The sequence below is a fragment of the bacterium genome, from assembly GCA_035371905.1.
Classification (GTDB): Bacteria; Ratteibacteria; UBA8468; order B48-G9; family JAFGKM01; genus JAMWDI01.
In genome coordinates this window covers 1-13,688 of sequence record DAORXQ010000048.1, presented here as the reverse complement: position 1 = coordinate 13,688, position 13,688 = coordinate 1, and the positions used below count along the sequence as shown (strand labels likewise).

Genomic DNA, 13,688 nt, shown 5'->3' with positions numbered 1-13,688 from the left:
TTTTTCAGCATAAAATCTACCAGAAGAAGAAAAAATTTCAACACCTTCTTCACATTCTATAAAATTATCCTTTTTATCAAATACTGCTCTGTTTGTTTTAATCGTAATATCCTTGTAAACAATCACAACATTTCCTTCCATCTCAATTCTTTCTATTTCATCTTCTTTACCAAAAAAAACTTTAATATTATCCCCTTTATATTTTATTTCTTCAGAAAGAACTGAAAATGAAAAAAGGAGAAAAAATATCAAAAAAGTTTTAAATTTCATAACCGAATTCTTTCGCAAATTTTACAAGGTCTTCCCAGTTTTTAATACCCGCAGTTGTTCCTATTGCTGTTGTTATTTTAGCACCTACAATATTGGCAAGAAGACCGCACTTTTTAAATTCAAATTTTTCAGTAATTCCCTTTATAAACCCTGCAACATATCCATCTCCTGCACCTGTAGTATCAATCACATTTACTTTTAATGCAGGGAAATAATAACTCTCTTTTTCATTTGCTATATATGAACCCTTTTCACCCATTTTTAAACACACATTTTTCACATTATGAAAAAGGAAAAAATCACATATATCTTCTTTATCTTCCTTTTTAGAAATCATCTTTGCTTCTTCAAAACTTGTAAATAAATAATCTATATAAGGGAGAGCATCTTCTATTCCTTTAAACCAGTTTCCAAAAGCATCCCATACAGTATCAAGACAGGTAATAAGTCCTTCTTCCTTTGCCTTTTTCATTACTTCAGAAAGACCTTTTTTTAAAAATTTTGGCATAAGAAATGGTCCTGCAATATGTAAAATTGAAAAGTTTTTTAGTAAAGAGAAATCAAAATCCCCCAAACCAAAATCAGCATTTGCACCTATTGAATGAATAAAAGACCTTTCACCATCTGAATGAACAAGAACAGAAGTTCCTGAAGTTGTAAATTTATCTGAAATTTTTATGTAATCTGTATTTATTCCTTCTTCTTTCAGTTTATTTATTATAAATTTACCGAGATTATCATTTCCAACTTTACCAACAATTGCAACATCAACACCAAGTTTTTTTAAAACAATACCAGTATTTGTAGCACAACCACCTATGTGTAATTCAGTTTTTTCAACAAGAGTTAATTTTCCTCTTTCCGGCATATCTTCAACTGGCTTTACGAGAAAATCACCAACAATTATACCAAGACATAAAACTCTCTCTTTCATCCAGCCTCCTTTTTTCCATTATCTTACCATATATTGATACAAAATAGAAGTGAAAAAATTTGAAAATTTTTTAATTTTATGGTATATTATATATTAAACAGAAACCAAAAATGCGATTTTATATACAATTCATTTCAAATAAAGAAGTAAAAGTTCCTTCAAACATAAGAAGTTTTTTCATCTCATTCATAAAAAAAGTTTTTGAAAATACTGATAAACTTCTCTACTCTTCTCTTTTCAACTCTAAAAAAGCAAAACCGTATGTATTTTCTCCTTATTTTGGTGAAGAATTTAAAGAAGGTAAAATTGGCAAGGATATTTCATTTATTTTTTCAAGTGGTGATTTTTCTTTAATTTCAAGTTTCTGGAATGGAATTTTATTATTAAAAGAAAAAAAACTTGATTATATTGAGATTGAAGGAGAAAAGTTTAATTTAAACAATATTAAACTTCTGCCAAACAAAAAAATAATCGGAAATGAAGTTATATTTAAAACAATTGGAATTTCAGTTCTTACAGACCCTGAAGTTTCAGCAAAAGATTTTAAAAACTGGTATATAATTCCTGAGAAAGATAAGATTGAGAGATTTAAAGATGTTTTGAGAAAAAGAACAGAAGAAAGAATTAAATACATAAAAGGGATAGAGAAAAAAATTGAACTTGAGTTTTCAATTCCAGAAGAAGCAACAAATTCCGATACAGTTGTTCCACATTATGATGGTTATGTAAGGGGCTTTAGGGGGATTTTTTGTTTAAAAGGAGAACCAGAGATACTTCAATTTTTATATGATTATGGATTTGGAGTAAGGACAGGTCAGGGATTTGGGCTACTTGAAATTGTAAAACAGATATAAAAATGAAAACTTCAGGAAAAATAGAAAGAGTAAAAATTAAATATAAACAGAAAGTACCTATCCCACCTGAATACAAATCTTTTTTCTGGGACTGTCAGAATGAGGTTATTCTTGAAAAGTTTATTTTGAGGGTTTTAAATTATGGAAATATTGAAGATATAGAAGAAATTTACAAAAAATATCCTGAAGAGACATATGATATTGCTTTCAGATACCCTGAAATAAAAAGAGGGATAAAATTCTGGCTAAAACTATGGAAAGAGGAAAAATTGAAAAAATGAAAAAACTTGCTGTTGAAATCCAAAAAATCTTTAAAAATTTTTATCTTGCTGGTGGAACAGTTTTAATGTTTAAATATAATCATAGAATAAGTGAAGACCTTGATTTCCTTTCAGAAAAAGAGTTTTCATTTTTGAGATTATCATCAAAAGTCAGAAAAATCTTTAATCCAGAAAAAGAAGAAAGATTTGTTGATAATATTGATTTCATAATAGATGGTATTAAAACTTCATTTGTCTTTTTCCCATTTAAAAATATAAATCTAATTGAAAAATATGAAAAGATAAAAATTGTATCTGATTATGATATATTTCTCAATAAGATTTATTGCTCTGGAAGGAGAATTGAGACGAAGGATTTAATTGATTTTGCATTTTTATATGAGAAATATGGATGGGAAAAAGAAAAAGTTAAAAAAGATTTTGAAAAGAAATTCCCTTTACAAAATTTTGAAATATATTTGGGTGCAATACTTTCAGTAGAAGATTATCCCGATGCTGATACTAAAACTTTGAAAATAATAAAGGAAGTAAAAAAAAGATGGGGGATAGAAAGTTAAATTTATGGAAAATACTTATATTAAAAAGAAATTAAAAAATTCGCTCTCAAGCTATAATCTTGATAAAATTTCTTTTAAGAGAGACAAAAGATTAATTATTGAAAATGTTTTAAATCACGGAGGAGATGAAGAAATACTTTGGGTTTTGAAGAATTATAAAAAAAAGGATATTGTCTCTGTTTTAAAAAATCCATCAAGAGGGTTCTGGAATAAAAAATCATTAAATTTCTGGTTAGCAATATTTGGGGTAAAAATCGGAAAAGATAAATATGAAAGAGCAATTAGAGAAATCTTTATTAAATCCGATACACACTGAAATTTTAAGTAAGGAGCAAAAAGAAATTTTAAAGGAATTAAAATTTACAAAAAAGATGAATTTTTATCTTGCTGATGGAACAGGGCTTGCTTTATATCTTGGCCATAGAACATCTATTGATTTTGACTTCTATTCACAGCAACAATTTAAAACACTTTCTGTTTATTTTAAGAATGGTGAGATAGTTAATGACACAGAAGATACATTTGAAATAATTGTTAAAAATACACATTTATCTTTTTTTTATTACCCTTACAAACTTATAAGAAAACCAGTGGAAATGGAAAATATACTTGTTGCATCAATAGAAGATATATCTGCAATGAAAATAATTTCTATTGTTCAGAGGGGAAATTACAGGGATTTTATTGATATATATTTTTTAATGAAAATTTTTGGAATAAAAAAACTTATTAATTGGCTTAAAGAAAAATATTTAAACTATTCAACTTTTTTGATTTTGAAAGGACTTATTTATTTTGAAGATGCTGACAAAACTGTTAAAGAGGATAAAGAAAGAATAAGAATGATTGAAAAAATAGAATGGAAACAAGTAAAGAAGTTTATTAAAAAAGAGGTAGAAAAATTTGTTAAAAATTATTCAATATGATAAAATATAAATAGGGGAAAAAATGATTTTGTTTTGGAAATAATAAAAGATAAAATTGGGTTTCAATCTGCCAAAGAGGAATTTAAACCTAGAATTACAAGATTTAGCAAAAGATTTCTTTACTCAGAGTTTCAATCTGCCAAAGAGGAATTTAATTTCCCACCTTTAAGGTGGGCTTGGAGAAAGAAGGAAAGACAAGGGATTTAGAGGCCTATTTTTTAATGAGGCAATTTTAAATGTTGACTTTTTGAAGGGATACCCTTATAATTTATTTATTGAAAATGGGGGATTAGCTCAGTTGGGAGAGCACCAGGCTGGCAGTCTGGGGGTCAAGGGTTCAAATCCCTTATCCTCCATTGGTTTTTCTCTTTGATGCTTGGGTAATACTAACGCAGAAAAGATAAACATAAAAACTCTGAAAATACTAAATTTATCTGAATTAATGAAACCTAAAAAACTTTTATTATATATTTTTCATTTAAAATTTCTCACTTAAAAAAATAGAGGAAAAGGGGAATAGTTATAAGAGAAAAAAGATGTGTTAAAAGGACTGTTTCTGCTGCAAATTTACTATCACCTTCAAATGCTTCACTTAAAACAATACTTGCAATTGCGCATGGCATAATAGTTACAACAATTAAAACTCTTCTTATTTCATAGGGGAAAGAAAAAATATAGAATAAAAAGATACAGGTTAAAGGAATTAATATCAATCTTAAAATTGCAAGAAACAATGATTTAAATATAAAAATGTCCTTCAATTCAATTTCTCCCATTTTTGCACCTGCAATAAATAAAGCAACAGGTATGGTAGCATTCCCCAGAAGGGTTATAACATTTAAAATTGATTTTCCACTTTCAATAATTACTTGATTTTCTATAGTTATTACATTTTCTAAAAATATCAATATAACAGAAAAAATTATTGAAATCATAGGGATACTTAATAAATTCTTTAATGCTTTTTTTTCAAATCTGTTTCCTGTTAATGATAGAATTCCAATTGTCCAGACAGAAATTTCAGAACCAAATGTTGAAAGTATAAGTTTTGGTATATCTTTTTCTCCATATAAAAAAAGGATAATGGGTAAGGGCAAAAATGAGTAATTATTTATTGTACATTGAAAGTGAAAGGTGTTTTTTTCTTTTTCATTATTGAATCTAATAAATTTTGTAAAAATTATTCCGTATAGGTAACCTACAAACATAATAAGAATTGTTCCAAGTGGCAGAATATAATTATTTATAATGTCTTCTGATGTAAAATTTCTTAAAAATGAAGAGAATATAAGAGAGGGATAGAAAACTTTTGTTATAATTACAGACATTTCTTTGATTGTCAAAGATGAAATAAGTCCTTTTTTTCTGACAATTATTCCTGCGATAATTATTAAAAAAACCGAAAAAATTTTAATTACAAGCATTTTTTTATTTTATTAGATATTTTTGAAAAAGAAAAATTATTAAAATAAGAACGCCTGAAAAAATAAATCCATTAAATATTCCAAAAATTTGACTTAAAATACCAACAATAAGAGGACCTGTAAATAAACCTATTCCAATTATTGATTCATTGAGTTCTGTTGAAAATCCTTTTTCAATAACCGTAAAAAGACCCAATCTATAGGAATATGCGGAACAAAAACCAAGAAGTGAGATAAATATTAAATGAAGAGGAAAATTTTTTGAAATACCTGCTCCAATAAGTGAAAGACATATAAAAAGATAGTTAAAAAATAATATTTTATCAGTTGTCCTTATCTTAATTTTGCTGAAGACATAAAACATGGATGTTCTGATTAAAAAAAGGAAAGTTATGATATTACTTATAAGATTTGAAGAATATCCTATGTTATTTGCAAGTTTAGGGAAAACAAATAAAAAACCTCCAATCGCAAAAAAACTTGAAAAATTTAAAAGCATTACTTTTTTCGTTTCTTTATCAAGAGGTTTTCTCTCATAAAATTTCTCAGGTAAATCCCTGTAAAATAATTTAAATTTTTTGAAATTTATAAATCCAGATAAAAAACCGATGAATGCAAAAAAACAACCCATCCAGAATGGTAGAGTATCTTTTACTTTAAAAAGATATCCTGAAATAAAAATGCCAAAAATTACTCCGCTTGACCATGAAATATTGTATCTATCTATATGAATTGAATTCTGACTGAATATGTATTGAATTGAAGGCCAGAATCTGCTGTAAAAAATCCCGTTTATGAAAAACAGTATGAACATGTATTTATAGTGTGGACAAAAAGGAAGGAAAAAATAATTTAAAGAAATAAATAGAGAAGAAATTATAAACCACGGAAAATGTAATCTCCATCTAAACTTATGAAAAATATATGTGAAAGTTGTATAAGCAAAATTTCCGAAAAAACCAGCAATACCAAGAATAAATGGAGAAGCAGAAAATTTTGAAATTAAATATAAAGGAATTGAAAGATTGATAACATAACCAGCAGACGAAATTAAAAAAGAAATTAAACAAGCAATTTTTTCCATATTTATTACCCTTAAACTCAAGATATTCAATTTTAAATTTTTATTATAGAATTTTTATTTCACCAATACAAGAAAGTAAAAAAACTTTGTTTTTCAAAAAAAATATTTTAAAATAAATTGTAAAAAGGAGGGAATATGAATGTAAGAAAATTGTTAAGAGAAATTAGTGAAAGAAAAGGTAATGATGTGGCTTTTGTATTTAAAGATGTGGATTATACTTATAAAACTCTTGAAGAAAACACAAATAAAGTTGCAAATTTCTTAAAAGAACTTGGAGTTAAAAAGGGTACAAAAGTTGGAATTTATATGCTTAACAATCCTGAATATATTTATTCTTATCTGGCTATTTTTAAAATTGGAGCAATAGCAGTTCCTCTTGACCACAGATTGAAAACAGAAGAAATTTTTCCACTTCTTAACCATTGTGAAGCAGAATTTTTAATCACCACAATTTCAAAAGAGTTTAATCCTGACCTTATAATGAAAAATGTGCCGTCTCTTAAAAATATTATAATAACAAAAGGCACTTTCCAGAATTGTGTCTCTCTTGAAGAAAAGATTGAAAATTTTTCTCCTGAATTTTCTGGAAATGAAATAAATGACTCTGATATTGCAGCAATTTTCTATACTTCAGGGACAACAGGTGTTCCAAAAGGTGTTATATGGACTTATAAACATCTTGAAAGTCCAATTGATACAATTTTTCATCATTACCATTATTGTGAAGAAAATGATGTATGTATATCTCCAATCCCTTTTTCCCACAATGGTGGTATTGTTGCTATCCTTCTTATTCTTTTTGGTGTTAAACTTGTTGTGATGGAATATTATCATCCTCTTGAACTCCTCCAAAACCTGCAGAAATACAATGTTGCAGGAACTTTTCTTGTCCCAACAATGTTTATCGGTATGTTAAATCTTGAAGTTTTTGAGAAATTTCATTTACCTAAATTAAGATGGGCTGCTGTTTTCGGTGCTCCATATTCTCCTGATGTAATAAAAAAATTTAATAAGGTATGCCCACAAGCAAAATTACTTTCTGGTTATGGACTTACAGAGACAGCGGCTCCAAATGTTTTACCGCCATTAGAAGATGTTAGATTTGGTTCTGTTGGAAAACCTGTTCCATGGATTGAAGTAAAAATAGTTGATGAGGATGGAGTAGAAGTTCCCAAAGGTGAGGTTGGAGAAATTATTATGAAAGGATGGCCTGTTACACCAGGTTATTATAATCAACCAGATTTGACCGCTCAGGTAATTAGAGATGGATGGCTTTATACAGGAGACCTTGGGAAATTTGATAATGATGGGTACCTTTATATAGTTGGAAGAAAAAAGGATGTTATTATTGTTGGAGGACTTAATGTTTATGCTACTGAAGTTGAAGGAGTTATTTACAAACATCCAAAGGTTAAAGAAGTGGCAGTGGTGGGAGTTCCAGATAAAATAAGAGGGGAAGCGATTAAAGCAGTTATTGTTCCAAAAGAAGGAGAAGAACTTACTGAATCTGAAATAAAAAATTACTGCAGAGAACATCTTGCTACATATAAAGTTCCATCAATAATTGAATTCAGAAATGAATTGCCCAAAACAGGAAGTGGAAAAATTAAAAAGGAATTGTTAAGATAAAAATCTATTCCACTTATTCTTTTTCTTTAAGTAGTATGGTTAAAATGTCTGAAATTGAAGCAAAAGCAAGAGAAATACATTTATCTGTACATCCATAATAAATGAAGATTTCTTTATCTTTAATTATATATCCTGTTGGAAAAACAACATTCATAGCATTTCCTATCCTTTCATATTCTTTTTCAGGAGCAAAAACCCACCTTTTTGTTCTTGAAATAACTTTTTCAGGACTTTCTTTATCAAGTAAAGCAAGTCCAACTCTGTATATCGGGATAGAGGCAGTATATCTTATTCCATGGTAAATTATCAACCATCCTTCATCTGTTTCAATCGGTGGACAACCAAGACCTATCCTGTGACAGTCCCACATCCCTGCTCTTACAGGCAAAAGAATTTTATGGTTTCCCCAGTGAATAAGGTCAGGAGAATATGAAATCCAGATATGTCCTTCTCCTCTTATAATTGGTCTGTGAATTAAAGCAAACTTATCTTTTATTTTTCTGGGAAATAAAGAACCATCCTTATCTTCTGGTGGAACAAGAGGTCCTTTTCTTTCAAATTTTATAAAATCATCGGTTAAAATTAAAGAGATTAATGGACCACCAGGAGAAAAAGAAACATAAGTTATTGCATATTTTTCTATTTCTTTTAAATATACAATTCTCGGGTCTTCTATTCCCCATTTTTCCTCATCATATCTCTCATCAGGAACTAAAGTGGGTTTCTCAGGGATTTCCCAGTTATTTACTCCATTTTTACTTTTAACAAGGGTGAAATGAGAATATCCATCAAATGTTTCTACTCTGCATAAAAGATAAACATAACCTTCAAATTCTATGACACCAGGATTAAAAACTGCATTACATGGATATTTCCATTTTTCTGGTGTAAGAATAGGATTTTCAGGATGCCTTTTAAAAATTTCATTCATTGTGCCTCCTTTTTTCAATTTTTTCAGAAATAAGATTTTTTTCAAAAAAACTTTTTACTTTTTCCCTGTATTCATTTGTATATGCTCTATCAAGACCTGTATGAGAACCTTCAACAACATACATTTCTTTTTCGGATTTTGCTTTTTCATATAATTTTTTTGCATGTGTAAATGGAACAAACTCATCATTTCTTGAATGTATTATTAAAATAGGACATTTCACACTTCCTATAAAATTTTCAGGACTGTTCAATTTAAAATCACTTCTAAAAACATATCTACCGAGGAAAATTGAAAAAGAAGAGAAGATATACTTTAATGGACCTAAATTTTTATAATAACTTTTTACCATATCAGGGAAATTAGCAAAAGCAGAATCACTTACAATACATTTTATATCATTATACTTTGAAGCAGAAATAATCCCAATAGCACCTCCAAAAGAGTATCCCCATATTCCAATCGGTAAATCCTTAATTTTCTCGTTGTTTCTTATAAAAACAATCGCACTTTTTACATCAAGAAATTCCTTCAATCCAAAATAGCATACCTTCCCTTCACTTTCTCCATGTGCCCTGAAGTCAAAAAGTAAAAGTGAAAATTCTGGATATAAGAACTCAACAACAGGTAGAATATCTGATTTATTTGCAGGATAACCATGAAGACATATAATTACACATTTTGCTTTTTCTGAATAAATAAACCATCCTTTCAATCTTTTTCCATCCTCTGTTTGAAGTATTATATTTTCATAAGGAAGTCCTAAATCTTTAGGTGTGATAAAAATTCCCATTCTTGGTGGCATAACCGCTCTAATTCCTGTGATTAAACTCAAAATAAATACAATTATAAAAAAATCAACAAGTATTCTCACCCACATTTTTTTCATTTTTCAAAAATTCTCTTACCTGTTTTGTATATTTTTGCTTCATCTTTAAAAAAAATGAAATATAGTTTTCTGTTCTGTAATCAGGATATGTCCAGTTTAAAAAATTATATTTCCCTTTTGAATAATAAAGTGTAAGTTCTGCATAAATCCCCTTTCCTATGTAAATTCTATGATAGTAGTCCTTTGTAGATAATAAAATTACTTTTGAACTGTCAATATATCCTGGGTCAATATTTATTTTTCTTTTATTTTCTTCAGAAAATTCTTTTTCTACTTCATTTGTAAAGATTTTCCACTCATAAACATCTTCAGGGATATAAAGATTTTCAAATGATACAAATTTTCTCTTTAAATTTATCCCCATCTCTTCTTCATAATAATCTGTAAAATCAAAGTTAAATGGCCCTTCTTCAATATCAATTTTTCCCCATTTTTCTGCAAGTTTTATTTTTGTTTTTTCCAGAATTTCCTCCTCCTTATAAATTAAACCACAGAAAATTTTAACAGGATGGATTTTTTTTATTTCTCCCATATTTTGAATTTTAAATCAATTGTGATATTTTTACAACTTTACAAGAAAGGAGAGGTTAAATATAAACTTATTTTTTCTTTCTGACAATTGACTTTAAAAATTTATATATTCCCTTCTTTTCTTCCTCTGTTGTATCTTTTAATATTGCACTTATCTTTTTTGTTATTATGTCTTCTTCAGGTAATTTGTAAGTAATTTTATCAAAAAAATAAGAAACTGGGACTTCAAGAGCATCTGATATTTTTCTTAATGTTTCTATACTCGGCCTTTTTTTACCTCTTTCAATAAGACCGATAAAATTAGGAGTTACCCCAATCCTGTAAGCAAGTTCTTCCTGTGTTATCTTTTTTGATTTTCTTACTTCTCTTATTTTTCTTCCGATTTTTTTATAGAAATCTTCCATTTTCTAATTATACAGTTAAAATCACTTATTTTAAACAAACTAAAAGTTATATAATTTTTTATTGACTTTTGGTTATTTTTTTTGTATAATATTTCTGATATGAAAAAGATTTTATTTTTAATGAAAGAAAAGAATTTGCTTGAGAAGTATCTTTTTCTTATGAAAAATTACGAATATGAAACGACTGGATTTCTTCTGCATGATAAGAAATTGATGGAAAAAATAGATAAACTGGAAAATGTAAATATAGTGATAATTGAAGTAGATGAATGCGGTATAGAAATAAAAAAGGTTGTAAAAAAATTGAAAGAAAAATTTAAGGATTGTAAATTTTTAATTCTTATTCCAGAAATAAATGATAAAATTCAAAATTTCATCATTGATTTTTCAATTGATTCCTACCTTGTTTTTCCAGTTCTTCCCTTCCAACTTTTAAGAAGTATTTTTTTACTCAATAATCTTTAAACACAAAATAGGGTAAAATATAAGATATGGAAAAAGATACAATTTGTGCAATTTCAACTCCACTTGGTATAAGCGGGATAGGTATTGTAAGATTAAGTGGAAATGAAACATACAGGATAATAGAGGAGATTTTTGTTCCTGGGAAAGCCCCTTTAAAGAAAAAATTTAAAATTGAAAAAATACCCTCACATACAGTTCACTACGGACATATTGTTGATAATGGAAAAATTATTGATGAAGTTATAGTTGTTATTATGAAAAGTCCAAAGAGTTATACAAGAGAAGATATGGCTGAAATCGGATGTCACGGCGGGCTTATTCCTTTAAAAGAAGTTTTAAATTTATGTATTAAAAAGGGAGCAAGGCTTGCCCAGCCAGGAGAATTTACAAAAAGGGCATTTCTTAATGGAAGAATTGATTTAACTCAAGCAGAAAGTATACTTGATATTATTTACAGCAAAACTGAAACTGGACTTGAAATTGGAATAAAAAAATTAAAAGGGTCTTTAAGTAATTTTATTTCTGAAATAAGGGAAAAAATATTTAATCTTCTTGTGAATATAGAAGCAAAAATTAACTTTCCAGAAGAAGAAGATGTTGAAGAATACAGGTTAAATATTGAAAAAGAAATAAAAGAAATTTATCAGGAAATTGAAAAATTTTTATTAAAGTGCAATAAAGGTAAATTGATACAAACAGGGGTAAAAGTTGCAATTATAGGAAGTCCAAATGTTGGAAAATCAAGTTTATTGAATGCTTTATTAAAAGAAGAAAGAGCAATAGTAACAGAAATTCCTGGAACAACAAGAGATGTGATTACAGAAATAGTTAACATTAAAGGAATACCGATAAATATAATTGATACTGCAGGAATAAGAAAGGCAAAAAATAAAATAGAAAAGATGGGAGTTGAAAAATCAATTGAATGGATGAAAAAGGCAGAAATAAACTTGCTTATGATTGATGGAAGTAGAAAATTGAGTGAATATGATTACCAACTTCTGGAACACATAAAAAATAAACCATATCTGATTATAATAAATAAAATTGACCTTCCTCAAAAAGTTGAAATGGATAAAATTTTGAGAGAGTTTGATAGAGATAGAATTGTGAAAGTATCGGTTAAAAATAATACAGGTATAGAGGAAATAGAAAATAAATTGTATCAACTCATAAATGAGGGATATGGAGAAATAAAAGGTGATGAAATATATCTGAATTTAAGGCAGGAAAGAAAAATAAACGCAGTAAAGCAATATTTAGAAGAAGCATTAAAGGAGACCTATCCAGAAATTATTGCCGAAAATTTGAAAAGTTGTATAAACCAGATTGATGAATTGATGGGAAATAAAATTAGTGATAAAATACTTGATGAAATTTTTTCAAATTTCTGTATAGGTAAATAAGGGAGGAAAAAATGATATATAAAACTATTGGGAAAAGTGATATAAAGGTTAGTGCAATGGCAATAGGAGCATGGCAGATAGGTGGTCAGTGGGGAAATTATGATAAAAAAGAAGTTGAAAAAATAATAGATAGTGCAATAGAAAATGGAGTTAATTTTATTGATACAGCGGAGGCGTATGGAGAAAGTGAATCTGTTCTTGGAGAGATTCTTAAAGGGAAAAGAGATAAGTTTGTAATAGCAACAAAAATTGGAGGAAACCATTTTGATTATAAAACTGTAAAAGAACATTTAACAGGGAGTTTAAAAAGATTGAAAACTGATTTTGTTGATTTATATCAGGTTCACTGGCCTAAAATGAAACATTTATGGCATAAAGAAGATATGAATGAAAAAGATTACTATGATATTGCTGACTCAATGACAAAATTACAGAAAGAAGGTTTGATAAGATACGCAGGAGTAAGTAATTTCAGGAAAAAGCATCTTTTAAATTTTCCTGAAGAAATTTTCTCTTCTGTTATTGTATCAAATCAGGTTCCATATTCTTTATTATGGAGATGTTATGATATTGATGGAACAACAAATTTTTGTATAAAAAATAAAATTGATTTTCTTGCTTACAGTCCACTCGCTGAAGGACTTTTGACAGGAAGATTTAAAGATAGAAGTGAAATAGTTGAAAATGTGAGAAAAGCCAATGTATTGTTTAATGAACCTGTTTATTCAAAAGCATTAAAAGTGGTTGAGGAAATAGAAAAAATTGCAAAAGAACTTGATATGACTATTGCTCAGATTTCTATAAACTGGTGTATATCAAAAAATTATATTGCCTCTGCACTTGTAGGGATGAGAAAAGCAAAACATTTTGAGGAAAATATAAAAGCATTTGGAAAAAATTTACCCGAGGAGATAATAGAGAAACTTGATAATATAAGCATGGATTTTCAGAAAAATTATCTTGTAGAAGGACTTGAACTCTGGATTGGGAATTGCTTGAAAGAAAACCTTGAAAAAATAGGTATAAAAAGGGATTAAAAAATTTCAATAATTAAAGGACTGTTTTTAAGTTTGAGTTTTATTGTGTCTGTTTCTTTTAATTTT

General features: G+C 28.0%; 17 protein-coding genes and 1 tRNA gene. 10 read left to right on the top strand and 8 right to left on the bottom strand.

The window, feature by feature from the left end; all coding sequences use genetic code 11:
* Together PKV21_06200 and PKV21_06195 are read right to left on the bottom strand one after the other, a co-directional pair.
* Positions 1–270 (bottom strand): hypothetical protein (locus tag PKV21_06200; GenBank protein HOM27081.1); only part of this gene is annotated, 270 nt, incomplete at its 3' end.
* Positions 260–1,204, bottom strand: a complete 945-nt coding sequence (locus PKV21_06195; protein HOM27080.1) for a carbohydrate kinase family protein — start codon at positions 1,202–1,204, stop codon at positions 260–262. The genes PKV21_06200 and PKV21_06195, both read right to left, overlap by 11 nt.
* Positions 1,205–1,314: 110 nt before the next feature.
* Here PKV21_06195 and cas6 point away from each other — a divergent pair, with 110 nt between their 5' ends.
* The 6 genes from cas6 (at position 1,315) to PKV21_06165 (ending at position 4,178) form a co-directional block, all read left to right on the top strand.
* On the top strand, positions 1,315–2,058 hold the full coding sequence (cas6, locus tag PKV21_06190; GenBank protein ID HOM27079.1) for a CRISPR-associated endoribonuclease Cas6: 744 nt from the start codon (positions 1,315–1,317) through the stop codon (positions 2,056–2,058).
* A gap of 2 nt (positions 2,059–2,060) precedes the next feature.
* Positions 2,061–2,339, top strand: a complete 279-nt coding sequence (locus tag PKV21_06185; GenBank protein ID HOM27078.1) for a hypothetical protein — start codon at positions 2,061–2,063, stop codon at positions 2,337–2,339.
* Positions 2,312–2,896 carry a nucleotidyl transferase AbiEii/AbiGii toxin family protein gene (locus PKV21_06180; protein ID HOM27077.1) on the top strand — a complete coding sequence of 195 codons (585 nt, stop codon included), beginning with the start codon at positions 2,312–2,314 and terminating at the stop codon, positions 2,894–2,896. The genes PKV21_06185 and PKV21_06180 overlap by 28 nt, the downstream gene beginning before the upstream one ends.
* Before the next feature lie 4 nt (positions 2,897–2,900).
* Positions 2,901–3,212: a hypothetical protein gene (locus tag PKV21_06175; protein HOM27076.1), complete on the top strand. Its 312-nt coding sequence runs from the start codon at positions 2,901–2,903 to the stop codon at positions 3,210–3,212.
* Positions 3,166–3,822 carry a nucleotidyl transferase AbiEii/AbiGii toxin family protein gene (locus tag PKV21_06170; GenBank protein ID HOM27075.1) on the top strand — a complete coding sequence of 219 codons (657 nt, stop codon included), beginning with the start codon at positions 3,166–3,168 and terminating at the stop codon, positions 3,820–3,822. Before PKV21_06175 ends, PKV21_06170 begins: the two co-directional genes overlap by 47 nt.
* 283 nt (positions 3,823–4,105) lie before the next feature.
* Positions 4,106–4,178, top strand: a tRNA-Ala gene (locus PKV21_06165).
* Positions 4,179–4,310: 132 nt separating this feature from the next.
* Here PKV21_06165 and PKV21_06160 read toward each other — a convergent pair.
* On the bottom strand, positions 4,311–5,246 hold the full coding sequence (locus PKV21_06160; GenBank protein HOM27074.1) for an AEC family transporter: 936 nt from the start codon (positions 5,244–5,246) through the stop codon (positions 4,311–4,313).
* Between the two features lie 4 nt (positions 5,247–5,250).
* On the bottom strand, positions 5,251–6,330 hold the full coding sequence (locus PKV21_06155; protein ID HOM27073.1) for a hypothetical protein: 1,080 nt from the start codon (positions 6,328–6,330) through the stop codon (positions 5,251–5,253).
* Between the two features lie 135 nt (positions 6,331–6,465).
* On the opposite strand from PKV21_06155, the gene PKV21_06150 reads away from it, so the two are divergent.
* Positions 6,466–7,959, top strand: a complete 1,494-nt coding sequence (locus tag PKV21_06150; protein HOM27072.1) for an AMP-binding protein — start codon at positions 6,466–6,468, stop codon at positions 7,957–7,959.
* A gap of 13 nt (positions 7,960–7,972) precedes the next feature.
* Here PKV21_06150 and PKV21_06145 read toward each other — a convergent pair whose 3' ends face one another.
* The 4 genes from PKV21_06145 to PKV21_06130 form a co-directional block, all read right to left on the bottom strand.
* Positions 7,973–8,890: a glycosidase gene (locus PKV21_06145; protein ID HOM27071.1), complete on the bottom strand. Its 918-nt coding sequence runs from the start codon at positions 8,888–8,890 to the stop codon at positions 7,973–7,975.
* Positions 8,883–9,779, bottom strand: coding sequence for an alpha/beta fold hydrolase (locus PKV21_06140; GenBank protein HOM27070.1), 897 nt, complete (start codon positions 9,777–9,779; stop codon positions 8,883–8,885). Before PKV21_06140 ends, PKV21_06145 begins: the two co-directional genes overlap by 8 nt.
* Positions 9,748–10,311, bottom strand: a complete 564-nt coding sequence (locus tag PKV21_06135; GenBank protein ID HOM27069.1) for a DUF4416 family protein — start codon at positions 10,309–10,311, stop codon at positions 9,748–9,750. The genes PKV21_06140 and PKV21_06135 overlap by 32 nt, the downstream gene beginning before the upstream one ends.
* Before the next feature lie 67 nt (positions 10,312–10,378).
* A complete protein-coding gene (locus tag PKV21_06130; protein ID HOM27068.1) occupies positions 10,379–10,714 on the bottom strand; it encodes a helix-turn-helix transcriptional regulator in 336 nt (111 codons plus the stop codon).
* 99 nt (positions 10,715–10,813) lie between these two features.
* Between PKV21_06130 and PKV21_06125 the strand changes: the two genes are divergently transcribed.
* From PKV21_06125 to PKV21_06115, 3 genes are read left to right on the top strand one after another with little or no spacing between them, the layout of a single operon-like run.
* A complete protein-coding gene (locus tag PKV21_06125; protein ID HOM27067.1) occupies positions 10,814–11,179 on the top strand; it encodes a hypothetical protein in 366 nt (121 codons plus the stop codon).
* A gap of 26 nt (positions 11,180–11,205) precedes the next feature.
* Positions 11,206–12,585 carry a tRNA uridine-5-carboxymethylaminomethyl(34) synthesis GTPase MnmE gene (gene mnmE / locus PKV21_06120; GenBank protein ID HOM27066.1) on the top strand — a complete coding sequence of 460 codons (1,380 nt, stop codon included), beginning with the start codon at positions 11,206–11,208 and terminating at the stop codon, positions 12,583–12,585.
* An 11-nt stretch (positions 12,586–12,596) separates the two neighbouring features.
* Complete coding sequence (locus tag PKV21_06115) at positions 12,597–13,622, top strand: aldo/keto reductase (protein HOM27065.1); 1,026 nt, start codon at positions 12,597–12,599, stop codon at positions 13,620–13,622.
* Positions 13,623–13,688: the final 66 nt, after the last annotated feature.